Origin of the sequence: Acinetobacter sp. ANC 4779 (genome assembly GCF_004331055.1) — a bacterium.
Classification (GTDB): domain Bacteria; phylum Pseudomonadota; class Gammaproteobacteria; order Pseudomonadales; family Moraxellaceae; genus Acinetobacter.
On sequence record NZ_SJNU01000014.1, the window covers coordinates 43240 to 69693 of the forward strand.

22 protein-coding genes, 4 tRNA genes and 2 pseudogenes are annotated in these 26454 nt (G+C 42.1%); 13 read left to right on the forward strand and 15 right to left on the reverse strand.

From position 1 onward, the window contains the following. Positions 1–29: 29 nt before the first annotated feature. Entirely contained in the window at positions 30–2312 is a 2283-nt protein-coding gene (locus E0H80_RS14650; RefSeq protein WP_131366933.1) for a TRAP transporter large permease subunit, read from the forward strand. Positions 2313–2365: 53 nt separating this feature from the next. Here the strand turns inward: E0H80_RS14650 and E0H80_RS16920 are convergent. From E0H80_RS16920 to rnr, 5 genes and pseudogenes are all read right to left on the reverse strand, one after another. After that, a pseudogene (locus E0H80_RS16920) lies at positions 2366–3185 on the reverse strand (DMT family transporter). A 110-nt stretch (positions 3186–3295) separates the two neighbouring features. Continuing rightward, positions 3296–3724 carry a hypothetical protein gene (locus tag E0H80_RS14660; protein WP_131366935.1) on the reverse strand — a complete coding sequence of 143 codons (429 nt, stop codon included), beginning with the start codon at positions 3722–3724 and terminating at the stop codon, positions 3296–3298. Positions 3725–3739: 15 nt separating this feature from the next. After that, on the reverse strand, positions 3740–3949 hold the full coding sequence (locus E0H80_RS14665) for a YheV family putative zinc ribbon protein (protein ID WP_171457838.1): 210 nt from the start codon (positions 3947–3949) through the stop codon (positions 3740–3742). A 41-nt stretch (positions 3950–3990) separates the two neighbouring features. Beyond that, positions 3991–6030, reverse strand: a complete 2040-nt coding sequence (locus tag E0H80_RS14670) for a M3 family metallopeptidase (RefSeq protein ID WP_131366939.1) — start codon at positions 6028–6030, stop codon at positions 3991–3993. 153 nt (positions 6031–6183) lie between these two features. After that, positions 6184–8607, reverse strand: coding sequence for a ribonuclease R (rnr, locus tag E0H80_RS14675; protein ID WP_213073410.1), 2424 nt, complete (start codon positions 8605–8607; stop codon positions 6184–6186). A 264-nt stretch (positions 8608–8871) separates the two neighbouring features. Between rnr and E0H80_RS14680 the strand changes: the two genes are divergently transcribed. The 5 genes from E0H80_RS14680 to E0H80_RS14700 all read left to right on the forward strand — a co-directional run bounded on the left by E0H80_RS14680 (position 8872) and on the right by E0H80_RS14700 (position 10074). Beyond that, positions 8872–8963: transfer RNA gene (locus E0H80_RS14680), tRNA-Ser, on the forward strand. A 15-nt stretch (positions 8964–8978) separates the two neighbouring features. Then, positions 8979–9055: transfer RNA gene (locus E0H80_RS14685), tRNA-Arg, on the forward strand. A 48-nt stretch (positions 9056–9103) separates the two neighbouring features. Further along, positions 9104–9180 (forward strand) — tRNA-Arg (locus tag E0H80_RS14690). Between the two features lie 423 nt (positions 9181–9603). Further along, positions 9604–9849 (forward strand): hypothetical protein, encoded by a 246-nt coding sequence (locus E0H80_RS16925; protein ID WP_228260004.1) that lies wholly within the window; start codon positions 9604–9606, stop codon positions 9847–9849. 148 nt (positions 9850–9997) lie between these two features. Further along, positions 9998–10074: transfer RNA gene (locus E0H80_RS14700), tRNA-Arg, on the forward strand. A gap of 90 nt (positions 10075–10164) precedes the next feature. On the opposite strand, the gene E0H80_RS14705 is transcribed toward E0H80_RS14700, so the two are convergent. Continuing rightward, the gene (locus E0H80_RS14705; protein ID WP_131366942.1) at positions 10165–11469 is read right to left on the reverse strand and encodes an SRPBCC family protein; all 1305 of its coding nucleotides are present in this window, start codon (positions 11467–11469) and stop codon (positions 10165–10167) included. 164 nt (positions 11470–11633) lie between these two features. On the opposite strand from E0H80_RS14705, the gene E0H80_RS14710 reads away from it, so the two are divergent. The 4 genes and pseudogenes from E0H80_RS14710 to E0H80_RS17160 form a co-directional block, all read left to right on the forward strand. Further along, entirely contained in the window at positions 11634–12131 is a 498-nt protein-coding gene (locus E0H80_RS14710; protein WP_067868506.1) for a YcxB family protein, read from the forward strand. 37 nt (positions 12132–12168) lie between these two features. Then, positions 12169–12810: a fumarylacetoacetate hydrolase family protein gene (locus tag E0H80_RS14715; RefSeq protein WP_131366944.1), complete on the forward strand. Its 642-nt coding sequence runs from the start codon at positions 12169–12171 to the stop codon at positions 12808–12810. A 206-nt stretch (positions 12811–13016) separates the two neighbouring features. Next, positions 13017–13895, forward strand: coding sequence for an EamA family transporter (locus E0H80_RS14720; RefSeq protein ID WP_171457840.1), 879 nt, complete (start codon positions 13017–13019; stop codon positions 13893–13895). After that, positions 13892–14280 (forward strand): annotated as a pseudogene (locus E0H80_RS17160) (EamA family transporter); the annotation flags it as partial. The gene E0H80_RS14720 and the pseudogene E0H80_RS17160, both read left to right, overlap by 4 nt. A gap of 103 nt (positions 14281–14383) precedes the next feature. Here the strand turns inward: E0H80_RS17160 and E0H80_RS14730 are convergent. Further along, positions 14384–15631, reverse strand: a complete 1248-nt coding sequence (locus tag E0H80_RS14730; RefSeq protein ID WP_131366948.1) for a YihY family inner membrane protein — start codon at positions 15629–15631, stop codon at positions 14384–14386. Positions 15632–15745: 114 nt separating this feature from the next. Between E0H80_RS14730 and wrbA the strand changes: the two genes are divergently transcribed. After that, the gene (gene wrbA, locus E0H80_RS14735; RefSeq protein ID WP_131366950.1) at positions 15746–16345 is read left to right on the forward strand and encodes an NAD(P)H:quinone oxidoreductase; all 600 of its coding nucleotides are present in this window, start codon (positions 15746–15748) and stop codon (positions 16343–16345) included. Between the two features lie 133 nt (positions 16346–16478). Here wrbA and E0H80_RS14740 read toward each other — a convergent pair whose 3' ends face one another. The 5 genes from E0H80_RS14740 to E0H80_RS14760 form a co-directional block, all read right to left on the reverse strand. Continuing rightward, the gene (locus E0H80_RS14740; protein ID WP_067868495.1) at positions 16479–16838 is read right to left on the reverse strand and encodes a hypothetical protein; all 360 of its coding nucleotides are present in this window, start codon (positions 16836–16838) and stop codon (positions 16479–16481) included. A 221-nt stretch (positions 16839–17059) separates the two neighbouring features. Beyond that, entirely contained in the window at positions 17060–17287 is a 228-nt protein-coding gene (locus E0H80_RS17165) for a transposase (RefSeq protein WP_131366979.1), read from the reverse strand. Between the two features lie 141 nt (positions 17288–17428). After that, the gene (locus E0H80_RS14750; RefSeq protein WP_131366952.1) at positions 17429–18004 is read right to left on the reverse strand and encodes a xanthine phosphoribosyltransferase; all 576 of its coding nucleotides are present in this window, start codon (positions 18002–18004) and stop codon (positions 17429–17431) included. 91 nt (positions 18005–18095) lie between these two features. Then, positions 18096–18809 carry a DUF3108 domain-containing protein gene (locus E0H80_RS14755; protein WP_131366954.1) on the reverse strand — a complete coding sequence of 238 codons (714 nt, stop codon included), beginning with the start codon at positions 18807–18809 and terminating at the stop codon, positions 18096–18098. Between the two features lie 171 nt (positions 18810–18980). After that, on the reverse strand, positions 18981–19661 hold the full coding sequence (locus tag E0H80_RS14760) for a hypothetical protein (RefSeq protein ID WP_131366956.1): 681 nt from the start codon (positions 19659–19661) through the stop codon (positions 18981–18983). 237 nt (positions 19662–19898) lie between these two features. On the opposite strand from E0H80_RS14760, the gene E0H80_RS14765 reads away from it, so the two are divergent. After that, complete coding sequence (locus E0H80_RS14765; RefSeq protein ID WP_131366958.1) at positions 19899–20777, forward strand: energy transducer TonB; 879 nt, start codon at positions 19899–19901, stop codon at positions 20775–20777. 272 nt (positions 20778–21049) lie between these two features. Here E0H80_RS14765 and ybeY read toward each other — a convergent pair whose 3' ends face one another. From ybeY to miaB, 3 genes are read right to left on the reverse strand one after another with little or no spacing between them, the layout of a single operon-like run. Then, positions 21050–21532: an rRNA maturation RNase YbeY gene (gene ybeY / locus E0H80_RS14770; protein WP_131366960.1), complete on the reverse strand. Its 483-nt coding sequence runs from the start codon at positions 21530–21532 to the stop codon at positions 21050–21052. A 19-nt stretch (positions 21533–21551) separates the two neighbouring features. Then, complete coding sequence (locus tag E0H80_RS14775) at positions 21552–22625, reverse strand: PhoH family protein (protein WP_131366962.1); 1074 nt, start codon at positions 22623–22625, stop codon at positions 21552–21554. A gap of 39 nt (positions 22626–22664) precedes the next feature. Next, positions 22665–24119, reverse strand: a complete 1455-nt coding sequence (miaB, locus tag E0H80_RS14780; RefSeq protein ID WP_131366964.1) for a tRNA (N6-isopentenyl adenosine(37)-C2)-methylthiotransferase MiaB — start codon at positions 24117–24119, stop codon at positions 22665–22667. A 408-nt stretch (positions 24120–24527) separates the two neighbouring features. Here miaB and E0H80_RS14785 point away from each other — a divergent pair, with 408 nt between their 5' ends. Beyond that, positions 24528–26447 (forward strand): lytic transglycosylase domain-containing protein, encoded by a 1920-nt coding sequence (locus E0H80_RS14785; RefSeq protein ID WP_165494322.1) that lies wholly within the window; start codon positions 24528–24530, stop codon positions 26445–26447. Positions 26448–26454: the final 7 nt, after the last annotated feature.

Sequence of the window (26454 nt, forward strand, 5' to 3'; positions counted from 1 at the left end):
AATGACCAAGATATAAAATAGGAATGCACATGCAAAATGATGAAAATAACAGATCAGGATTAGGTCTGGTACGTTATATATGGACAGAGTGGATATCGACTTTTGTCGTCCTTGTCTTACTTTTGCTGACTTTGGTTATTGGTACCGGTGAAATGATTCACGGGCAGCTGTTACGGATGGGCGAACGTCTATATGGTGATCCGGCTACAGGCATGCAATATTCATTTCTACGTGCTGAGCCGAGTTCACCCACATGTGAACGCACTGTCAATGTCGATAATAAAGTCCAGCAGCAGATGAAGACCGATGCAGCCGATGAGTATGCTGATTTTTTCGGTGTACGTTCAGAAGCTGATGTTCGTGCCGCGATATTGCAGGCTCAGCAGGTTTGTGAGGAATCTTATCAGTTTTATGATAAAGCGATTGTCCATACTCAGGCGCATCCAAGTATTCGCGCATATCGTACGTTTGAAACCTCTTTCTTTGGCATATTCAAGTTTGGTACTGAAAACCGTGCCCTGTTACTGGTCATCATGGTGGTATTCGCAGCAATCAGTGCAACCTTGAAAACCCATCATATTGGTTTGCGTAGTCCTGTAACGCGTATTGACTTTAAGGTCTATTCGATAGCAATGCTGATCGCGAATGCTTTCTTGGCATTCTCATCTTATAGCCAATATATGTCGATGCTGAATTCTGGCGTTCCGGTCGGTGAAATGAAGTATATTTACTGGTTGTGGATGATTCTGTTCAGTACGCTGACCTTGATCAGCTTGTATCAAATATTCAGGCAGCCCAAGCCGACACAAGAGGGTGGTAGCTTTGGGCTGGCCTTTCTCAGTGTGCCGCTCTATGGCTATATGGCCATAATAACTGGGATTAATTTCACCTTCTTGATGGATTACCCCATGGGCCAGGGAATTTACCTGGGTCAATTGGTCGAGTTTTCCAGTATTTTCTTGAATCTGGCACTGTTTATTTGGGCAGGTATGTTACTGAAACAAACCCGTGTCGTGGATATGTTCCTGAATATTCTGCGTCCATGGAATCTGGCACCTGAAACCTTGACCTGGTTGATCTTGGTGGCGGCGGCATTACCCACAGCCTATACAGGAGCATCGGGAATTTTCGTGATCGCAGCAGGTGCGATTATTTATAAGGAAGTCTGGAATGCAGGGGGGCGGCGTCAGTTTGCACTGGCAGCAACAGCCATGTCCGGTTCTCTGGGTGTGGTATTACGTCCATGTTTATTGATTGTCGTGGTTGCTTCTTTGAATAAGGAAGTCACGACTGACTTGCTGTATCACTATGGCGCGTATGTATTTCTCATCACTTCAACTTTATTTCTGATCATTTCGCTGTTCCTGGCCGAAACTAAATTCCGTATAGCAGCGCCAAGGGTAGCAGCGCCTCAATCTGCCCGTGCTTTGGTTGCCATTGTTCCTTATATCGTAATTTTCATCTTGATCTGGTTGTTCTACAAATATGCATTGTCGACCGATCTGAATGAATTTACTGCACCTGTGATGATGCCGGTCATTCTGTTACTGGTGGTGCTTTTTGATAAGTTACGTCACGAACCTGCACCTTTACCACCTGTGGGACATTGGGATGAAACCTTGACAGCTCAACTGAATCCGGGATTCACGCCTGCACTGGCAACGACGGGTACAGCCGCGAATGTCGAATACCGTGAAGCAGAGCATAGTGCGCAGCAGAGCAAAGAATTGGCAGTTGATCATGGGGTAAAACGTTCTACCTATGGAGAGAGTCTGCGAAATGTCGGCTTCTGGAAATCCCTGCATATCTCCACCAGTGAAACTGTAGGACATATTGGTGCCTTGGTGATCCTGATGGCCCTTTCTGTCAGCGTAGGGGGATTACTGGAGCGCATGCAAGTCATGGACGCTTTCCCGACGGATATCAGTAGCACCATTCTGGTGATTACTTTAATTGTCGGGCTAATGGTCTTTGTGGGCATGATTATGGACCCCTTTGGCGCAGTCATCTTGATTTCTGCTACGGTGGCTCCAGTGGCCTATCAATACGGTATTCATCCGGTACATTTCTGGATGATTACCCTGATTGGTTTTGAGCTTGGTTATGTCACACCGCCGGTAGCGCTGAATCATCTTCTGGCCCGGCAGTCTATTGGCGATGCCGAGGTAGCTGAAGCGGATGCAGAAGTTCGTCATTTGTCCTTCTACTATCGCTATGAACGCTGGATTTTACCGATGATCGTGTTGCTACCTGCCATGCTGATCATCGCCTATCTTCCTTATGTATTTAAGCTATTTGGCTGGTATCAATAATTTTTAAGCTGTTAAAAAAGCACCTTCGGGTGCTTTTTTCTTGTCGCTGTTACTTATTTCATTAAGCGTTTTTGTACTACGGGGCTACACAGCACAATTGTACTAAGAATCAGTATAAAACCGATCAAACTATAGTGATTGGATGTTTATCGCCAAAATATAAAAGCCAAAACTGGCAGATATAATTGTAATATAATTCACCGGTTCAATTTGTCCAGTAGGGGGTAAATTTATAGGCATTCGATATAAAAATTTGACTGATATTAGCGAGTAAACCTGCGCAAATCAGGAAATTGAGTTCAGTCCAGATCTACGGATGTCACAGCCAGAACATTGGAACCATGGAAATAAGTGTGCTGATAAAACAGAAATAAAACACGATTTTTTCAGGCAAATCGGTAGTAGTTAGTGCTCGAACAGTGACAAAGGCCAGGGCGGCCAAGAAGCTCACATTCAACCCAATCCCGATATTTGATTAAACATGCCTATATTTAGCCTGACGACAATATCATACCGACTAAACCAATTGCTACTGCAACAAACATGGATGGGGTGATTTTCTCTTTGAGGAATAGGAAGGCAATTAAGGTAATAAAAATGGGCGACGAGTACTAGACACCATGACCTTGGACAGCTTTAAATGAGCGGTGGCATAAAACAAGCTATATATCGCAATCAACCCCATGACTACACGCCAGATAGGCATCCAGATTTTTTCAGTTTTAAAAAAACCTGTCCTTTGCTTAAAATGAAGGGTAGAAAAATAAATAAGCCGACAAAATTTCGGAAAAAGAAAATAATGGGATGACCGACTGTATGCGAGGCATAACGAATGCATACGTCCATTAGGGAAAATAGAAAAGCAGAGCGGATGAGTCAGGCAAGCGCTTTAAATAAGTTGCGTTTATTTGTAGCAATAGACATGAAAAAATTCGGCTAGAAGATTTACGGATATTTTAGCTAAATCTTCCATTCTAAAATGATTATTTTTGAGCCAGTTGAGCTTCAAGTAATTTAATCTGCTCTTCTTTTAGTGCCACCAAATCCTCGGCATCCGCATGTTGCGCCTTTAGCACGGCTTTCTGATCCTTCAATTGTGTTTGAATATCTTTCAGTTTGGCGACTTCTTCTTTGGCTAGGGATTCATTTTCTGGAACAGCGGCTTTCAGAATTTTTTCATCAACCAATTGAATGGTTTTTTCATCTGTCGCAACTGCGGGTTCAGTCGGTTTGACTTCAGCAGAAACCGCAGGCTTTGCCGGCGTATTTAAGCTTGTTGCTTCATGTTGAGGAAGAACTTCGTTTGAGGGTGCAAAAAACCATTGATATGCCAAAAAAAGCACAATGATTGCAACCAAGCCCCCAGTAATGCCCAATAAAAGTTTTGGGCTATTTCGTTGATCTAACGTCATGTAGTGAACCTATTTTTATTTTGGCTGACGAGGTTTGAATTGAATGACGCCAATCTCATCCGGCACTTCCGGCATTTGCGGTTCATCAATATGTGTCGGGCGGTTTTCTGTATAACCGCATTCGACACATTCAATCCATTCGTCTTCGCCAGAGCTAAGCATGACCACTCTATCTTGCGCTTCACATTTAGGACATTTTGCACCTGCAATGAAACGACGTTTAATAGCCATCATACTTACCTTCTGATCAATCTAAGACGCCTAGTTTAAGCGTTTTTAGCGGGGTTCGTCCAACCTTGATGACGTAATAAAGCATCTATTTTCGGCTCGCGTCCGCGGAAATTGATAAACGCATCAAGTGCTGTATCTTTTCCGCCAACTGCTAGAATAAATTGACGAAATTCTTTTCCGGTCTGAATGTTAAAAACCCCTTCTTTTTCGAAACGGTCGAAGGCATCACTGGCTAAAACTTCCGCCCATTTATACGAGTAATAGCCTGCGGCATAGCCCCCGGCAAAAATATGGCTAAAACTATGCTGGAAACGGTTATAACTTGCTGTTGGCGCTACCGCATATTTTTGGCGAATATCGTCCAGGGTGGCTTGGACTTGTGCTGCATTTAAAGGGGAACTGTGCTTGTGGATGGATAAGTCAAATAGGGCAAATTCGATTTGACGCAAGGTTTGCATACCCGACTGAAAGAAACGTGCATCCAGTAAAGCTTTTAACAAGTCTTGCGGTAAATGCTTTTTGGTTTCGATGTGTTCGCTGAGCAGATCCAGACTTTCGGTATCCCAAGTCCAGAATTCCATAAACTGGCTTGGCAGCTCGACCGCGTCCCAGTCTACGCCGTGGGTGCCCGCTACGGCAATATGGTCGACCTCAGTTAGCATGTGATGCAAGCCATGGCCAAATTCATGAAATAAGGTATTGACTTCATCATGAGTGAGCAGGGCAGGTTGATCACCGACCGCAGGAGTGAAATTACACACCATGTAGCAAATCGGTTTTTGCAAACCTTGTTTGGTTTGCATGCGTGAACGGAAGCCACTCATCCATGCGCCACCGCGTTTGCCACTGCGGGCGTACAGATCAAAGTAAAAACCGCCCACCACCGTGCCTTGATCTTCCAGTTCAAAGTAGCGTGCATCTGTATGCCAAACCGGAGCTTCGCGTTCCACAATATTGATGCCGTAAAGACGATTCACAATACTAAATAAACCTTGCAGAATTTTTGGTGCCGGGAAATAGGGCTTTAATGACTCCTGGGATAAATTGAATTGCTGAACTTTAAGCTTTTCAGAATAGTAGCCAGTATCCCAGGGCTGTAAATCATGAATACCGTCTTGAGAGGCGATGGCTTTGAGTTCGGCAATTTCTTGCGTTGCCGGTGCACGTGCATGTTCGGCCAAGTCGACCAAAAATTTATCGACAGTTTCGACATCAGGTGCCATTTTGCTGGCCAGTGAAAGCTCTGCATAATTGTTAAAACCTAATAGCTGAGCCAGTTCATGACGCAGGCTTAAAATTTCTTCCATCACCTGCGTATTGTCAAATTCAGGATGCTCAGACAGATCTGAGGCACGTGTAGTGTAGGCTTTATACAGTTCCTCACGTAAGCTACGGTCAGCTGCATAGGTCATGATGGCAAGATAAGATGGAATATCTAAAGTAGCAACCGCTTGTTCTAGTTCACGTTGCTGACCATATTGCTTTAATAGGTCGATGCTGCTTTGCGGTAAACCTTTGAGTTGCTCTTCAGTGAGGGGTTTGAAGTAGGCTTGTGTTGCATCAAGCACATGATTTGAGAAGTCGGATGAAAGTTGAGATAAGCGAGCAGAAATTTCCGCATAACGTGTTTTGGCCTCGCCTTCTAAAGCCACGCCTGAAAGTTTAAAGTCACGCAGTGCCAGTTTAATCGCACTTTGCTGTGCTGCCGATAATGTATTAAACACAGTTTCGTCATGCACCTGTTGATAGGTTTGGTACAACGCCGTGTGTTGACCCAGTTGGGTATAGTATTCGCTTAAAGCAGGAAGCAATGCTTGATAGAGTTCACGGGTTTCTGCGTTGTTCATCACCGCGTTGAGATGGGATAGCACACCCCAAGATTCACTCATATTATTTTCAAGGCTATCGACTTGATCCAATACGGCCAGTTGTGCCTGAATACTTTCCGGGACTTCGGTTAACTCAGTTAAAAAGTTTTGTCCTTGTTGAATGGCTTGTTCAATCTGTTGTTTTAAGTCTGCAAGTTGAATTTGATCAAATTGTGGAACGGGCAAGGTCGCCTTTTCTAAAGTCATTTCTAATACGCCATATCATTTATTAACTTAATAGTAGATGTAGGGCTTAGGCAGCAGGAAATCAAGGTCTATACTGCGTTTATGGGTAAATACATATGAATATTGATGATCAATAAAAAAAGCCCTACACAAGTAGGGCTTAATTTTTAAAAATTACTCTATTTTAGGTTTTGCATTATCCTTTTTCTTTTTCGGCTTAGCCTTTTTCTTCAACTTATCTTTTGCTTTTAGGTCTGATTTAGCTGACGGCTTTCTATCTGACTTTTTAGCAAAAGAAGCGGATTTGGTTTTTGGCTTTTTCTTGCGAATAGGCTGTTCACCATCTTGATTCACCACCGCTTTGGCGCGAGGGTTATAAACATCTTCTTTCGCTGTGGTGTTGGCTACACGCGGTGCTCGGCTACGAATTGCACGACCGGCATGGGTCATTTGTTGTAGCAGTTGAAAGTCAATTTTGCGATCTTCCAGATTCACGGCTGCGACTTTGATTTTAACCTCATCGCCCAAACTAAAGGTCTGACCACGGCTTTGACCGATCAGGCTTTGGCTGGCTTGATCATAAACAAAGAAGTCATCACCCAACTGGCTGACGTGAATCATGCCATCGACATACAGGTCTTTAAGGGTGACGAATAAACCAAATTCAGCGACTGCACTGATAATCCCCACGAACTCTTCACCTAAATGCTGCTGCATATAGTGACATTTCAACCAGGTGGTGACAGAGCGAGAAGCTTCATCGGCACGGCGTTCAGTTTTTGAGAAATGCTCGCCGGCATCATCTAAAGCGGCACCTGAAAGCGCAAAAGGCTTTTGTTTCAGATGCGCTTTGATAGCACGGTGCAACAACAAGTCAGGGTAACGACGAATTGGGGAGGTGAAGTGCGTATAGGCATCATAGGCCAAACCAAAATGTCCGGCGTTGTTTGCGCCGTAATAGGCCTGCATCATTGAACGCAACAACACGGCATGAATACTTGGCGCATCAATACGGTCTTTGGTCGCATCAATCACCGCTTGGTAATCTTTTTGGGTCGGCTGTTCAGGGAATGGCAAGCCAAGCAACTTCACATATTCACGAACTTTCTGGATACGTGAAAATTCAGGTGGCTCATGCACACGGTACAACATTGGAATGTCATTTTCTAATGCATATTCTGCTGCTGCAACGTTGGCCAGCAACATGCATTCTTCAATCAGCTTATGCGCTTCATTGCGTGAACGAGGCAGAATTTCTTTAATTCCGCCCAACTCATCAAAAGTCATATAGGTTTCAACAGTTTCGAATTCCATCGCATGGCGCTGTGAACGTAAACCTTTGAGAATCTGATAAAGCTGGAACAGGGTATTCAATGATTTGTGCACACTGCGGTCGTCAGGAATCGCATCGCTTTCGCCATCAAAATATTGCGCAACCTGTGTATAGGTTAAACGAGCTTTTGAATGCATCACCGATGGATAGAACTGGAAGCCAGTCACTTTGCCTGCACGAGACAAGGTTAAATCACACACCATACATAAGCGATCTAGGTGAGGATTGAGTGAACACAGACCATTGGAAAGTGCTTCAGGCAACATTGGCAAAACATAGTGCGGGAAATATACCGAGGTGCCACGTTCTTTGGCTTCCTCATCCAGAGGATGATCGGTACGGACATAATGACTGACGTCTGCAATAGCCACCACCACGCGGTAACCGCCACCTGGACGTTTTTCTGCATATACTGCATCGTCAAAGTCGCGCGCATCTTCACCATCAATGGTCACTAATGCTAAATCGCGTAAATCGATACGACCCTGAAGATCCTGTTCGTTCGGTTCCTTAAAGCTTTCTGCTTCACGAACCACTTCTTCTGGAAATTCATACGGCAAACCAAATTCTAAAATGGTTTGTGGAATAATGATTTCAGTGTCGGCCTTATCCGCCATCGATTGCACGATGTGTCCGGTAGCTAACTCTTCACGGGTCGGGTAGTCATCAATGGCGACACGAACAGAATCACCGACTTTGACTTGGGCATGCTCAATCAGTTCTTTTTCTAAGGTAATCGGCTGATGTGCATTTGGATTCGCGGGTTGAATAAAATATTCGCCGTCATATACCGCAACTTTACCAATAATCTCTTTTACACGATGCTGCACAACTTCGGTAATAAAACCCCAAGCTTTACCTTTACGGTCAACAGAAGTCTGACGAACTTTAACGCGGTCACCATTAAAGACCAAACGCAGTTCACGTTCAGGCAATAAAATATCATCATGATCGGAAATGTTCGCAGTACCTAAACCTTTCGAGTTGATGTACACGGTGGCTTCATGAATCGGCTGGCTGGTTGCGAGCACGAACTTAAAGCCATCTTTCATCAACTGACCATCGCGTACCATGGCACTTAAACGATGGCTGAGTGCTTCTATACTTCTTTCATCTGCAATATTAAAGTGTTCCACTAAATCTGCATGAGATTGTGGTGCTTGTAATTTTTCAATCGTTTCTGAAATGAGAATACGGCTGGGAATAGGATTGTCATAACGTTCGGCTTCAGCCTTGGCTTCAGGATCGACCCAATTTTTCATAATGTCTTTGGCTTCATGTCAGAAGATAGGATTAGCATAAGTCATGCAGCATGATACTGCACGAAAATGATTGCAATATTGTGTTTTCAATTCCAATTTTACAGGGAAGCCGCACATTTCACACGAGCAACTGTCGAGAAAAGCGAGAAAAGAGGGCAATAATCTAGGAAATCGTTTAAAAAATAGATGATTGATTAAAAATATTGGAAATTTTTGAAATGTCACTTGAAGAAGTAGAGTTTAGTTTGTATTATGGCGGCTCGTTACGGTGAGGTGGCCGAGTGGCTGAAGGTACTCCCCTGCTAAGGGAGCGTGGGTCTTAAAGCCCACCGAGGGTTCGAATCCCTCTCTCACCGCCACGAATAACTTGAAATGCGCTCATAGCTCAGCTGGATAGAGCACTTGGCTACGAACTAAGGGGTCGGGAGTTCGAATCTCTCTGAGCGCACCAATCAAGTTAAACGTAAATGTAACGAATGCTGAAAGGCAACTCAAGTATGCGCTCATAGCTCAGCTGGATAGAGCACTTGGCTACGAACTAAGGGGTCGGGAGTTCGAATCTCTCTGAGCGCACCAACTTGAACACATCGACAGATGTAAAAATGGAAGAAACCGCACATGTTGCGGTTTTTTTGCGTCTGAACTTTTTAGCATTGACATAAGCTGAATAATAAACCCCAGTACGAGGCTATAAAATAAAAATGCATGGCTGATACGAGAAAAATAAGAACAGAAAGATTATTGTTTAGGAATTTATAACGCTAGATGCTGTGATTCAAGCACCAGGCGAACCAGAAGAAGATTCATCCAGCGAGTTTAAATAGGGCGGCTGGGTTGCGCCTTATTTTCTAACACAGAAGAAGTAGTCGATACCATTATGCAAAAATGGATGTCGTCTATAGATATTCTTTTAGAAAAGAACACCTTGTTTTGTCTTTTTGAAAAATGTCGATGATCTGAAGAAGCTTAAAGCCTCAGAAGGTGCTGATCTCAAAGTTCATGGCAGTGCCAATCAAACCTGATCTGGTTGATGAACTTGGTTGGATGACTTTTCTAATTATCCTGGGTACAGATAAACGTTTACTTGCTGAGGGTTTAGCTGCTACGGCTTTTGAATTAACGGATCACTTGGTCAGCTCAAGTGGTGTGGTGTGCACTTATTACCAGGGAGTAGGAAAGATGAAAACGGCTAGAGTGGGGGAATACAAATCATTAAATCATGGTTTTTTATGGGATCAGTTTTGATCTGATGAAAAATGACGAACATGGCTTTTGTTTAAAAAATAGATGAAAAATCCAATTTTGCCCAATAACTGTTCACTTGGTTACGGATTTGTTAAAAATCACTTAACAGAAAGTTAAAAACGCGTATAATGCAGCACATCAAGACGTCGCGCTCATAGCTCAGCTGGATAGAGCACTTGGCTACGAACTAAGGGGTCGGGAGTTCGAATCTCTCTGAGCGCACCAACTTGATCACATCGACAGATGTTAAAACTGGAAGAAACCGCACATGTTGCGGTTTTTTTGTGTCTAGCATAAAGTAAATCTGTTAAAGAATTATTTCATCTTCTGCTTAATCTTTAATGCCAATACGGTATTGCCACCCAACGCAGGCAACATGTCGTGATAAGGCATGCTGCGCATCGCCCGAAGCAGGAATGGTGCTTTGTCGTGAATTTTCATGGCGCTGGTGATCTTTAATAAAGTACCGTTGCCTTGAGGAATCAGCTGCATTCCGCCTTTGACAAATTTTAAATCGCCGCCGACGGCCTGAAACTCATTTTCTAAGCTGGTGGGGTAATCAAAACGCAGCTTAAAATCGAATGGAATATTGATTACGCCTAAGCCGACTGAAATTTTATAATCTGCATCAAAGGTGTTGGGATCAATTTTTGTGATCTCAATATTTTTAATCTGGCGTGGAAAAATTTCCTGATAAGCAGGCACACTCAGCCAATGCTGTAACTGTTGTGGGCTTTTGGCAAAATATTGATAGCTGCTACTAAAACGCATGCTTTCCAGGCCATGCGAATAGCGGACTTTATTGGATGGCAAAATAAACGAGACGGGTTCTTGCGAGGACTGGCTCAATGCTGCAATTTTTTGAACCTGAGTTGAACTTAATGGGGTTTCAGGTAATTCTCCAGTTTTGAGAATTTGAGAGCTAGACGTTTTAAAATGTTGTTGCAAGGCTTCTAATAAAAAAGCGTTGGTGCCAGACGGAATACCCAGTTTGGCCTCTGGAAGGGCATTTAAAATGGTGCTGAATAAAAAACCTTTGGGATGGTTTAAGTCGCCCCATTGAGTAACGGTAATTAAAGTCTTGTTTCCGCCCAAGTCAAACCATTCAATTTTACCCGCGCCGTAAGGAATCGGGGCATCCAGTACAAGGGTGGAAATACTGTTGGCTGTTAGATGATGCTGCATCAACACATTTTCTTTAAAGTTCAAGATTGGAATGGGGGTGGGGATCGACACCTGATATTTCATCTGGGTAATGTTGCCTTGTTGCTCCAAGAGCTTTGCAGACTTTAATACCGGAAATAGTGCATTGTACTGGCTGTAGTTGCTTAAAAGCCGCGCTACGTTTTGGCTATTTGTAGGAACAACTACTGCACCCGTATAAAATTTGCCTGTCATACTTTGCGGATTTTTAAAGGTCGGTAAAGTAATTGCCTGTGCAGGATGGGCATAAATCAAAATACGGTTTGCAGTCAAATCTGCCAGATTTTGCGCCTTCCCTTGAAATACACTTAAGCTACTGGGAATCTGTTCTTTCCATTGAATGATTTTTGCAGAAGTCTGCATGCCAATCAGGCAGCACAGAATCAATAGGCTGCATTTTTTTTTATGGGTTTGCATATCACATCCTGTTTATGCTTTTTATCAGTGAATGCTGATGTTTTAATCAATTTTTACAGCATTGGGAAGCAAACTTATGTAATTTTGCCCGGTAAAAACCACAAGGAAAAGGCTAATCTGGTGTAATATCTAGCTTAATTGTTGTAATAATTTGATGATGAAATATGTCAGAGACCCAGCCCGCGCTATCACTACGTTATTCCTTAAACCTGGAAGAATCACAAGATGGTTTTGCCCTTGCGACTTTTGGTAAAAAACAATTAACTCGTTTTATTACCCCGTTGGTGAGTATCGGAATCATTGTGTGGGGTTTTTACCTCGGCTTTAATGGCGTAGGTCGCTATTACGTGGCGCTTGGCGCTTTCTTTTTAATTCTGCAATTGATTATGCGTTACTGGTTTTTACCGATGATGTTTAAACGTCAATTTGTAAAATACCAGTTTGGTAAAAGTGAACAGGGCATCGAATTATTTCAAGATTATGCGGAAATTTATGCCAATGGTCGTAAGCAGATATTCAACTATAGTGAAGTGCAAAATTTTGCTATAGGTAAGCTGACCTATATGATCGAACTGAAAAACCGTACCGTCATTATTATACCGAAACGTGCTTTTGCGCATGCTGCAGATCAAACCGTATTTGAAAATACATTTAAAAAATAAGTTTTAAAATATTTAAAGGTAAATTAAAAGGAAGATCATGAATACACGTCCATCTAAAATTGTCTGTGTCGGTCGTAGCTATGCAGACCATGCCAAAGAATTAGGCAATGCTATTCCTGATCGTCCAGTTTTATTTATTAAGCCGCCCAGCAGTCTGGCAAGTTTAGCGCAAGGTATTTCATGGAATCCTCAGTGGGGCAATTGCCACTATGAATGTGAACTCAGCTTAAGGATTGACCGTACTTTAAAAGCAGAAACTGACCCAGCCAAAGCCCTGCAAGCAGTCGGTGCAGTAACTTTAGGTTTAGACTTGACCCTGCGAGATTTGCAAGATGATTTAAAGAAGAAAGGTCAGCCTTGGGAACGTGCCAAAGCCTATGATGGTTCGTGTGTGTTGGCAGACTGGGTGACACTTTCAGAAGTTAAAGACTGGAAAGACGTACATTACACCTTACAGGTCAATGATGAGCTGCGTCAAAAAGGTGATACTTCTTTATTGATTTTTGATATTGCGACTTTGCTTGCCGACATCAGTCAGGTCTTTACTTTAGAACCGGGTGATGTGGTGATGACGGGTACGCCATCAGGTGTGGCAGCCTTAAAAGCAGGGGATCAATTAACCATGACCTTACAAGGTCAAACCCAGGATTTTGTCTGGAAAACCTATGTTCAGGCTTAAGCCTTGAATGGAAAAAAGGACTGCTTAGGCGGTCTTTTTTTAAATATATATGACGCAAAATACTTTTCAAATTATCACCAATCGGATCATCTCCAATTTCAAAATTGAGAAGCTTAGCGTATCTTTGAACGCATAAAAATACGCTAAGTTTCAAGGAAAAAATAGTGATAGAACGTAAGGCGCTGGATGTACAAGCATCGAGCATCATGTTTGGCTTGTGTATTCTTTGGGGCTTACAACAAATTGTCTTAAAAATGGCGGCGCCTGATATTTCTTCTTTAATGCAAGTTGCCTTGCGATCAGGACTTTCTGCCTTGATGGTTTATCCACTGATCAAGCTTGCAGAAGGGAATTCACTGTGGAGCAAAGAATATTTGTATCCGGGCTTGGCGGTGGCTGTATTATTTGCTGCTGAATTTTTTATGCTTGCTCAAGCCATCCGCTTTACTTCTGCATCGCATACTGTTGTGCTGCTTTATACTGCACCTATTTTCGTGGCTTTGGGTCTGCACTGGAAATTGCCTTCTGAACGTTTATCTGTTTTGCAGTGGTGCGGTATTTTTATCGCATTTTTAGGCATCGTGGTGACGTTTATTGGACGTGACGGCAGTTCAGAGCAGGACCTATCACAAATGCTGTTTGGAGATTTTCTGGCTTTATTGGCAGGCATCCTCTGGGCAGCCACCACAATTGTCGTTCGCTTAAGCAAGCTATCTGATGCACCGGCGACACAAACTTTGTTCTACCAGTTGGCTGGTGGTTTTGTATTGCTGTTTCCTTTAACTTTTATTTTGGGACAAGCCAGCATTCATTGGACAAACCTGACGATTGGTAGTTTGATTTTTCATAGCGTGGCAATTTCATTTGCCAGTTATCTGATCTGGTTCTGGCTGCTGAAAAGTTATTTGGCTTCACGTTTGGGTGTGTTTTCATTTTTAACGCCGTTATTTGGCATGCTGTTTGGCGTATGGTTGCTCAATGAAAGCATCGAAATGAATTTTATTATCGGTACAGTCATGGTGATGACGGGCGTATTGGTGGTGAGTTTACAAGGTTGGTTGAAACCGAAAGATAGCAACACATGAAAGCATTCAATCAAGCCACCTTCATAGGCTTGTCATCTAACCCGATTTGGGCAAATCTGGTTGCAGTGATTAAACTGATTACTGAATCCTTAAGTCCTGTTTCAGCCATAGTCCTGATTTATAGTTTTAGTACGATGGCTATTTTAGTATTGAATGGAACACCACATTTTTAGCACATCTCGAAAACTTATCTGTGGGGTTGTGGCGCTTTATTTGTGGCATATGAGATTTTATTTTGCTTTCGATTGCTCTGTCACAAAACCATGATCAGGTGCTGATTAGTGCGATGATCAATTATCTATGACCACCGCTGACGATTGTCTTTTCAATACTGCCCAAGCAGCTGAATTATCGTTGGCCAGTTATTTTAGGTTTTGTTATTTCTGCTTGGGTTATCCATCTATCCTTCCACTTTTAAGGAGGAAGGATAAATGTTTCTATATTAAGTAGAATTTCTCAATAATTGGCGGGTTGAGATACCTGGAATTCTATTTCTCTTCCAGAATTTTGGATAAGGGAATCGCCAGTTTGGCTGCAAGAAAGTCATCTGCGTCAATCAGTGCAGGTCCCAGTTTTTGCATCCATTCATCGTCCGGGTGAATATTGCCCATATCCTGACGGCGTGGAAGCGGGTAGGGTAACTGGGTATAGAAACTCCAGAAATCGACGTGATCCAAATTTCTTGCGAGAACAAACTCATCTTTGTCAGTACGTTTGACTAGATTTTGTTGCTCCAGCATCAGTACATAAGACGGCCAGCGTCCAATTTCTCCACGGCCCAAAATACTCAACGCTTCTTCATCCGAGACACTTTCGCCTTTGAGCTGTTTTTTATAAAACAGTTCCAATAAATCCAGCAGCATAATCACCGGATGGCGTTTCTGTTCTTTGCCTGAATAAAAGGCGGTGAGTGCATAACTGATTTCAACCCCTAACAAGACAATGTTCCAGGACAAGAAAATCCATAACAGAAAAATCGGCACGGCAGCAAAAGCACCATAGACAATTTCATAACTGGTGAAATTGGACATGATTACGCCAAACAGATTCTTTAATAATTCAAAAACCACCGCACTAAATGTCCCGGCAATCAAAGCTGCCTTGATGGGAACACTACGGTTGGGAATGGTCCAATTTAAAATGAAAAAGCCCACAATGGTCAGGGCAAAGGAAATACCCCAAAAAATAAACTCGCCATTTAATTCATAACCGGCAAAATTATTGCTCAGTACATTGAATGAGGCCACAGCAGAGGAAATAACGAAGGCACTGCCCAATACAATTGGACCAAGGGAGATAATGGTCCAATAACGCATGAATCCAATAATGCCGCCACGTGTTTCACGAACGCGCCAAATTCGGTTAAATACCGTTTCAATACTGGTCAGCATCATGACTGTGGTGATAAACAGAAATATAATGCCGATGATGGTCAGATTACTGGATTTATCGGTAAAAGCATTAAAGGCTTTATCAAACGCAATCGTGGTTCTGGGTAAGAAATTACTATAAATCAGTTGTTGTAATTGTTGCCTTGCTGGCTCAAGCGCTTTAATGGAAGAAATGATGACCAGGAAAACAGTCAGCATGGGCACCACTGCAAATAGCGTGGTATAGGTCAATGAACCAGCCTGTTCACGGCAACGATCGGCTTCAAAACGTTTTATGACAAATAAAACAAACTGAAACCAATTCTTGTCATAAAAAGGGAGCTTTTTTAAATACTTTTCTAACATAGGTATAAAGTCTCAATTTTTTTAATCATCTTTATGAATTTTCATGATCAAGCTTAACCAAAAAAAAGGAAAAATACCGTATAGTTTTCTTTTTTAGCTTTGTTTATAAAAATTATGCAGCCTTATGTCCTTGTTTTATATTACAGCAAATATGGTTCAACGAAAGAAATGGCCTATTTAATTGCCAACGGCATTGAATCTACAGGTATGGCTGTAAAAATCCGCACTGTTCCCAATTTATCGACAGTAGTCAAACAAGCGGAGCCAAGTATTCCTGCTGAAGGAGATATTTATTGTACTTTAGAGGATTTGGCAAACTGTTCCGGTTTGGCACTCGGTTCTCCAACCCGTTTTGGCAATATGGCATCTGAAATGAAATATTTTTGGGATCAGACCACCAGTCTTTGGCTGAATGGTGCTTTACACCAAAAACCGGCCTGTGTCTTTACCTCATCGGGTTCCATGCACGGCGGACAGGAAAGCACATTATTGACCATGCTGCCACCCTTGTTCCATCACGGCATGATGATCATGGGATTACCGAATGCAAATCCTGCCTTATCCAATACCAAATCGGGTGGTACGCCGTATGGTGCAAGTCATGTCAGTGGTCCACGCCATGATTTAGGCCTCAGCCAGGATGAAAAAATTTTGTGTGAAGAGCAGGGCAAGCGATTGGGCGATGTGGTCAAAAAGCTACAGACAAACTCATGATTTTCTAAAGTGGAAAGGAAACATAAGTAGGTGACTTTCTAAATAGAATTTTTATCGATCTATAAAAATAAAAAGACCATTCTAAAACAAATGGTCTTTTTTAATTCCAGGATAAAATTTAGGCCTTAAAGCATTATACTTTTTCTTTAAAACGATGTTTGCACTTAAGGCACTTATAATCCAAGAACACATTTTTATCGATAATGACACCGGCTTTTTTGCCGAAAATATTCCCTAGAATACCGCCAGTGACCCCAACGGCAATGGCCCCTACAAATGTGCCAACGGTGCCACCGAAAATAACCCCTAATGGTCCAGCAACAGCACCAATTGCTGCCCCTGTAGATGCACCTGTTGCTGCGCCGCCGACTGTGCCTGCTGTTGCACCCGCGGAAGTAAGAAGGATGCCACTTATGGTCTTGATGTTTTTCTCATGATCTCGTTTTTCAACTTCAGAAGATGCGCATTTAGGACATTGCATAAATTTTTCCATCAATTATTTATCTTTTAGTTATCTTGAAATGAAGCCAGTTTATTACTTCAAACAGATAATGGATCATCACAATTTAGAGTATATATGTTCTAACCTACCAGATCAGGAACATTTCATAGCAACTTGATTCTAGCTGAATGAAACTCATAAAAGTTTATCTGAGTTGTAAATTGCAATCGCTTAAAAAATTCAACACAGTAGCCGTTATCAACTAACTATAGCTAAATACTAAATAAATCATTACGGTAATCTTTAAATAATTTATCCATATCTTTAACTCTAAACTTATTGCGAAGAGCTTTGACTCGCGACCACATTTTTTCTATTGGATTTAAGTCTGGACTATATTTAGGAAGCCACACAATATAATGACCGGCGCAGCGTAGCCATTCTTGAAGCCTTATTTGATGAAAAAGTTGATAAGGAGCTAGAAAGACTGAAAAAGAGATATTTTAGAGATTACAGAAATTAAATAGGAAGTAATTTGATAGACAACGAACAGGAGATCGATCTCACATAGAGTCTTTTATAACAAAGATCAGGTATAAAAAAGAGCGCCTAAGCGCCCTTTTAAACATTAAGTTCGAAACTTAGTCACGAACAAATTCAACCGTGCCATTTTCCAAAGATTTTACGCGTGCCAAAGATTCAACACGATATCCTTTGTCCAGTAACATCTGGCGACCTGGCTGGAAAGATTTTTCAATCACAATACCAATACCCACAACTTCAGCATTTGCCTGATGAATTAAATCGGCAAGACCCAAAGCAGCTTGACCATTTGCCAAAAAGTCATCAATTACTAATGCTTTATCGCTAGAGCTAATGTGCTTGTTTGAAATGGCAATGGTGCTTTCAATCTGTTTAGTAAAAGAAAATACTTTTGAGCGGTATAAATCGTCTTTTAAAGTTAAAGACTGGTATTTACGTGCAAAGATCACAGGCACGCCAAGTTCTAAACCTGCCATTACTGCTGGAGCAATACCAGACGCTTCGATGGTAATAATCTTTGTAATCCCTGCATCTTTAAAGCGGTCAGCAAACTCTTTACCAATTTGCTGCATTAATACAGGATCAATTTGATGATTCAAGAAAGAATCAACTTTCAGAACTTGATCAGATAGAACGATACCTTCACTTAAGATTTTCTGTTCTAGTGCGTGCACGGGAGAATTCCTCTAAGGGCAGATGCTTCTTCAAGCAAAAGCGTATTTTAAAAAGGCTCTCAAAAAATGCAAGCGAAATTGATCAAATCGATTAACTCGTTGAGCCTTTATAGCCAGTTAACAGTAAACCATACGAAGTTTTGCCATCTTGATGAGAAACCTTCACGGGAGCATAGTCAAGTTTAGGCGCTAACCAGAAAGTTGTGTCACGATTTGGCTTGTCATGTTTCAACACGACTTTAATGGTGTCAAAAGTACCGTAAGAGGTTTTAACTGTTTCTGAACCTTGTTTTACAAAGCGGCGTGATTCAATTTCTTTGGCATCGGCAATTGCATAACTTGACTTCAAACCCGAAGTTTTTAAATCTTCACGTAATTGTAATTCAGCATTTAACTCATCCAGAACCCCAGATTTCCAGGCAAAAGAGCGGGCCTTATCATCTTTCTTGGTGTTAATAGTCTTGGTATTGGGATTAAAATTAATGCTCATGCTGTTGTTGTGCACTAAAATCTTACTGCTACGGTTAAAGCTGCCGGATAAGATTTGGTTGCCATTTAAACTAAAACGGCTTGTTTCAGTTGCAGAGGCAATCGCACCGGCTTTGGCAGCAAAAACATAGGTCCAGTTGTTTCCCGACTTGCTTAAAGTACGTGTTGCCGAGCCCATATTTTTGCCGTTATAGCTAAATTGATAACTTGCCTGAAATGGACTCATGGCAAATGCTTGGCTTGAGAAACCAGTCAACAACAGTGTAGTGCTTACACCAGATGCCAAAGCAATCGTTTTCAATACATTGTGAGCCATAAGTCAAATGTTCCTATGAAGTTTAAATAAGGTGCAAATTTTTGCTTGATTGCTATTATGCGCTTTGATTATGAAGATAAAATTCGATTTTTTATTCAATCTGTATCTTTATGTATTCTTTTTCAGTTAAAAATACAGATTTTAATCAGCAAAAATAATTTAAATCATGCGCTATTTCTGCTTGATCGGGCTAACTTGAGTTTCTTCCAGTTCTTCTTCAGCTGACCAGTCTTCTGCCGGCTGTTCCGACATTTTTTTAAATAATGCGGTCAGATTGACATTGCCCATCATGACCAGTTCAGCCTCGCGTAAAACGGCATGATTGACATGAACTTTTGCCAGAGTATCAATGATAGAGCGGTTTTTACCGAGCCAGCGGTTTAAGTCCAAATAGAGTAAATCATCTTTGACTTTAATCACATTCAGCTTTTCCAGAATCATGCCCAACGGATCTTTATTCAAGACTTTTTGGTAGAAAAACAGGGCAAATTTTACCGCGAGTTTCTGGAAAATATTTTTGAATTTTGCTTCAATGACTTGAGTGTCACTGATTTGTTCAAAAACAATAAGCTGGATATCTTTATTCAGTTCCATTTGTACCAGTTTCAAATCGACTGAAAGGGTAATATAGAGACCCTTTACATCCAGGGTTGCGTATAAACGTAACCAGTCTTCATGCAAGTCAGCATGCAAATCTTTGAGCATGGAGACATTGTCGGTGACAAAACGCTGAAATGTAGCATTCAAAAAAACTTGAGAAAGGGGGAATTCACGCTCATCTTCAATAAATCCTTCGGCCCTTTGATACACTTGGCGTATACGTTTAGAAATATTGGATAGTAGCGTTGGCATATGGGGCATCCTAGCAAGTTAACTTTCTTAGACTTCGAGAGATTTTGTCGAAAGTATTAAAAATAAAGATATTCCATCTTGCAGTTTAGCAAAATTAATTGCACCATTTTCATGATTTTACTTGTCTACAGTTGGCTTGTTGATTGAGTTCTCGTTTTTCATTCAAAAGCAGCAACTGTTTTTATTTATACTGTGTTTATGCAGTTTGGGGACCAGACTTTTTGTCGGTTTAATGTGATGCTTAAAAAAATCAGTTTTGCACCTTTAATGCATGTGTGGTGGAAAGATTCAATTTTCACATGCGCGGTGATTTTAGCTGCGGTTTTGCATTTGCTTATTTTGACCCTGCAATTTGCCATGCCGCAAGAAAGTGATGCGGCGGTGAAAGAAATCGCGGTGACTTTACGTCCGAATAAAGACAAAGTTGAAAATGCTGATTTTCTCGCACAAGCAGATCAGCAAGGTTCAGGAACATTCCGCGAAGCACATCGCATGTCGAGTGATATGCCCGCACCGATGCTTGAACAGAGTGCAGGCGAGCAACAACAAGAAAGTTTAGAGCGATTACAGCAAAAGCGTGAACTCAGCTTTGAAGAAAAAGTGTTAATGACCACCTTAAGCTGGAAAAAGGAAGCGGAACAGAATCAGCGTAAAAAAGCCATGCAAGAGCTGAATAGCCAGTTTCAAGCCAAAGCAGCTATGGTGGCAAGTTTAGAAGCCCAATACTTACAACGTCAGCAAAATTTTAGCCGTCAGCAAAAAATTAAAACAGTAGATGGTATTCAAGCCAAACAGGATATTTCAGCAGCTTATTTGGAAAAATTCCGTCAAAAAGTTGAATTTTACGGTAACCGTTATTATCCCGATGCTGCAAAAGTGCAACACTTAGCAGGGGAAGTTCGTTTAATGGTGATCCTGAATAAAAATGGTGGAATTCGTGCCATTCGCCTGATTGATAGTTCCGGACATGCCCTATTGGATGAAGCTGCAAAAAATTCCGTACGTAAAGCCGCACCTTTTGGTATTTTTGATCAAGCGATGAAAGATATTTCAGAACTGCGTATTGTCCGAACCTGGCGTTTTGACCCTGCAGAAGCAGAGTTTGAAGTGCGTTAAATCTCTATTGATCTCCCTTTGATTTGAGGTTAAGTTGTTATTTAATATAGGTAAATTCTGATTTTTGTAAACTTGCCTCTAATTTAATTTTATTGGATTTACCTTCACTCTCTTGCGGAATATATTCCTCAGCCCACAGGGAAGGTGGAACTACTGGTTTTAAATTAATATTGAAAGTTCCCTCACCGTCAAGGAGAGGGTTAGGATGAGAAAAAGCCCGAATGTTGAGTATAAAAAAGCGAGCCTAAGCCCGCTTTTTTATTGAATAGATTTTAGTCTTGCTCGGTATAAGGATTTTCAAGTCCTAACTTTGCCAAAATTTTAATTTCTAACGCTTCCATTTCTTCAGCATCGGCTTCAGAAGTTTCATGGTCATAGCCCATTAAGTGCAATACACCATGCACCAGCATATGGGTGAAATGCTCAATCGGTGTTTTGTTTTGATCAATGGCTTCTTGCAAAACCACAGGAATACAAATCACCAAATCACCCATTGGCCATGCATCAAGCAGCGGTAACACTTCTTCTGGAAGATCACTAGGGAAAGACAGCACATTGGTTGGCTTGTCTTTTTGGCGATATTCCAGATTCAATTTATGACTTTCGTCATTATCAACACAGGCAATCCCGATTTCGCAATCTTGATCGACATCAATATAACGAAGTGTCGTTTCAATCACTTTCTTGATATAAGCACGTTTCAGCACAAGCTCGGGAGCTTGAAAGTCTTGTTGGAGCGAGAGACTAAGTTTCAAAATGGATCCTTAAATTGTCTTAGTCCTGGGCATCGGCAGCCGCATCATTTTCAGCAATCATGGATTCCTGAAGCGCTTTGCGTTCTGCACGTGCTTCAGCACTAAGACGGTGTTGTTCACTGTCCCAGCCCTCATAGGCTTCGACAATTTTCTGTACCAGCTGATGACGAACCACGTCACGAGAATGGAAACGCGTGATATGAATTTCAGCAATTGGCTCAAGTACACGTAAACAGTGGGCCAGACCAGATTGGTGACCACGTGGTAAATCGACCTGAGTAATGTCACCGGTAATTACGGCGCGTGAACCAAAACCTAAACGGGTCAGGAACATTTTCATCTGTTCAGGGGTGGTATTTTGTGCCTCATCTAAGATCACGAAAGAATGATTCAGGGTGCGGCCACGCATATAGGCGAGGGGCGCAACTTCAATTACCTGACGTTCAATCAGTTTGGCGACTTTTTCAAAGCCCAGCATTTCATACAAGGCGTCGTAAAGCGGACGCAAATATGGATCGATTTTCTGGCTTAAATCGCCGGGTAAAAAGCCAAGTTTTTCACCCGCTTCAACCGCAGGACGAACCAGCAGGATACGCTGAATTTCATTGCGTTCCAGCATGTCGACTGCGGCTGCCACAGCAAGGTAAGTTTTACCTGTCCCGGCAGGACCAATACCGAATGAAATATCGCTTTGTAAAATACGTTGTACATAGCGTTTTTGATTCGCGCCGCGCGGGTTAATCCGGCCTTTACGCGTCTGTAACCAGACCTCATCCAGACCCGTATGTTCCTGATCTGGATCACTTTGTAATTCACGATCTGTCTGGCTACCCTGAATCATCAGATGCAAAGTGTCCGCACTAATTTGCTGGCTAATTTCAGTTTCTTCATACAGACGCATCAAGAGGCTTTCCGCTCTCTCTACTGCATCGAGATTCCCATCAATGTAAAAGGCATCACCTCGATGGGAAACGTTGACATCTAAACGTTGTTCGATTTGTTTCAGATGGCCGTTATAAGCACCCAGCATGCCCTTTAAACGCTCTATCGAAACACCAGGAAAATTTACTGTACGTCGAATCGCTGCAGTCAAGAGAATTCCTTATAAAATGATCTAACTGATCACCTTACATTACGCCACGTCAGGCTCAAGATTCAAGAGTTCACCGTAAACAAAATTCAAAGTTTTGATTTCAGTAATCTCGATCTCTGCAAAACGCCCAACCCAAGCAGGATCACCAATGAAGGACACATAACGGGTGTTATCCGCCGTACCCACCAACAGGTTTGGATCTTTGTCGGAAACCTTTTCAATCAAGACACGTTGAATCGTTCCCAGCATGGCATCTGTTTTATCAATGCTTGAACGTTTGATCCATTTTTGTACTTTGCCAAGACGTTCTTTTTTCACATGTTCAGAGGTGCTGTCTGGTAATTCAGAGGCTGGCGTACCTGGACGTTTTGAATAGATAAAACTATAGGAATGGTCGAAATCTAAATCTTGAATGAATTGATAAGTCTCTTCGAAGTGTTGATCGGTTTCACCCGGGAAGCCAATAATAAAGTCACTTGATAAATGCATGTCTGGGCGCACTGCACGTAACTTTTTAATTTTATCGATATAGACATCGATGGTGTGGTTACGCTTCATCGCTTTCAAAACATCATTGGAACCACTTTGTACCGGTAAATGCAGATGTGAAACCATTTGCGGCAGGTCGCGGTAGCATTGAATCAGGTCATCATTAAATTCAAGCGGATGTGAAGTGGTATAACGTAAACGACCAATGCCCGGAATTTCAGCAACTAAACGTAGCAAGTCGGCAAAGGTACAGATATTGCCTTCAAAGGTTTCACCACGGTAGCCATTCACATTTTGACCCAGGAGTGAAATTTCACGCACGCCTTTTTCAGCCAAACCTGCAATTTCCGCCAGCACGTCATCTAAAGGACGCGAAACTTCCTCACCACGGGTATAAGGCACCACGCAGAAAGAACAGTATTTTGAACAGCCTTCCATAATCGAAACAAAGGCTTTGTAACCCTCAACGCGCGGTTCAGGTAAAAAGTCGAATTTTTCGATGTCGGGGAAAGAAATATCCACCAGCTTAATTTTATCTTTCTTGGGTGTATCAATTTGATCGCTATGCTGATCCAGCATTTGCGGCAAACGGTGCAAGGTTTGTGGACCAAAAACCATATCGACATACGGCGCACGTTTTTGAATGTTGTCGCCTTCTTGCGAAGCCACACAACCGCCGACCCCAATTATTAGGTCAGGATTTTTTTCTTTCAGCTTGCGCCAGCGACCGAGTTCAGAGAACACTTTTTCTTGGGCTTTTTCACGAATCGAACAGGTATTCATCAGCAGAATATCGGCTTGTTTCGGATCAGTGGTTAATACATAACCGTGTGAGTCGCCCAACAGGTCTGCCATACGATGACTGTCATACTCATTCATCTGACACCCTTGCGTTTCGATGTACAGTTTTTTCACTGATCCGTCGGCTGGGGTGTGCTGTGGCTGGGTAACAGTGTTTTCTGAAGCAGCTTGGGCACTATTTGGAATGAAGGTTTGAACCGTCATGTAGGCTCCTAAAAGATAAATCGTAAAAATCCCAATTTAAGACGTCCCATACTTCGGGTCGGGCAGGCATTTTTTCTTTTTCCCTTTCAAGCATTAATTGAAAAGTATTCAAGAAGTTCATGCTGGCTTGGTCTTTTAAAAATTGTGATTTGAATTGAAGAAAGGCGCATATTTTAGCAGGAATCGAAGCCAAACTTATAGATATAAATAAACCGACAAGAAGATTGATTTATGGAGTAAAAATGATTGAAAATTAATATTGTCTAATCATAAGGTTACACAACAGAACAGTAGAGTAGTTTAATAATAATTAAACTATCCAAAAATGATCAGGTGCGACCAGGGCAATACTAAATGACGGAAGGTAAGCATATGTTTAATCAGGGAATCAATAAAAAATATTATAAAATGCTTGCTTTAGGTTTGGCATCAACTGGTTTCGTTTCTATTTCGCATGCAGCAGATGAACAATTTAATGATGCTTTACAAGCTGCTAATGCGGGAAATGTTGGATTATTACAACAATATCAGGCCTCAATGCAAAATGATGTGCTCGGCTATTACCCTGAATATTGGTCACTGAACGCGAACTTATCTGCACAACCTTCCACTAATATTGTTAATTTTGCCCAGCGTTATCCGCAATCTGCCATGGCGGAAAAACTGGCCGCAGATTATGTGGAAGAAAAAGTAAAACAAGCCGATTTTGCAACCGCGCAGCCGCTTTTGCAGTATGTCACCAATGCTGATCAGGCCGAAAGCTGTGCCGTAGCACAGGTTCGCGCAAAGTCGGGCGATCCGCTGGTCTTTGCTGAATATAAAGATGTCTGGCTGACCACCAATACCCAGCCTGAATCATGTACGGGTTTGGGACGCATGATGCTGTCCAGTCCACTTATGACCGAGCAGGATAGACAGCAACGTCTATGGGGACAGCTTCGTGCAGGTCAGTCTGGTCTGGCTTTAGCTACAGCACAGACTTTGGGCATAAATTTATCGCTGGCGCAGCTCAATCAGATTCAAGCTAATCCTCTAAATTACTTATGGTCTGCACCGAAAGCATCGGCTGTTGATCATGCCTATTTGGTTTTTGCTATGGGGCGTTTAGCAGATAGCGACTTGAACTCTGCCATGTCTGCAGTAAAAAATGCTGCCCAAGGTGCACCGGTACAAGTGCAAAAAGCATTATATCGGGCTGTGGGCTATATTGGCGGTACTACGGTGATGAAAAACAACTTTAATCGTGACGTACTGAATTATTTAGATGCCAGTTATGGATTGCCATTCAGTTCAGAAGAAGCGGAAATTTATGCGCGCCAAGCCATTCGTTTTAGTGGCTGGGAAAGTTTAATTCGCGCCATTGATGCAATGAGTGTGACGCAAAAACAAGAAGACCGTTGGCAATATTGGCTGGCACGTGCCTCCGAAAAGCGTGGCGATGCAAGTGCTAAACGTACTGCGCAAGAAATCTATAAAAAATTGGCACAAGGCGATGATTACCACAATTTATTAGCCAAAGATAAATTGGGGCAAAGTTACAACAATATTCCGAATAATGTTCAACCCTCCAATAGTGATGTACAGCGCTTAAGCCAGGATATTCATTTTAGCCGAGCTTTTGCGTTACGCCGTGTTAATGCACCGGATAATTATATTAATCGCGAATGGAATTGGGCAGTACGTCAGGCTTATTTAAAACATGATGATGGTTTACTGCTTGCTGCAGCGAAGCGTGCCACAGATATGGGTTGGTATGATCGGGCAATTTATGCAGCTGATCGTACTGAAAACAAACATAATTACTCATATCGTTATGCGATGCCGCACCAAAGCTATGTGGTGAGCCATAGCCGCAATGCAGGTATCGACCCTGCATGGGCCTATGGACTGATGCGCCAGGAAAGCCGTTTTAATACAGGTGCACGTTCCCATGTGGGGGCGGGTGGTTTGATGCAGATTATGCCGGATACCGCAAAACTGGTGGCACGCCAGATGGGGGAAGCCTATAATCCTGCGGCTTTGACTGATATGAATACAAATATTCGTTATGGCACCTTTTATTTGTCTATGATCCAAAGCCAGTTGAGCAATAGTCCCGTTTTGGCCACAGCCGGTTATAACGCGGGTCCAAACCGAGCACGACGTTGGCAACCTGATGCTCAGCCGATTGCTGCGGATCAATATACCGAAACCATTCCACTGACTGAAACTCGTGATTATGTGAAACATGTGATGACCAATGCAACGCATTATGGCGTGTTGCTTGGACAAGGTGCACAATCTATTGAAAAAAGAATGAATATCATTCCATTGAGAATAAATCCTTAAATTTTAA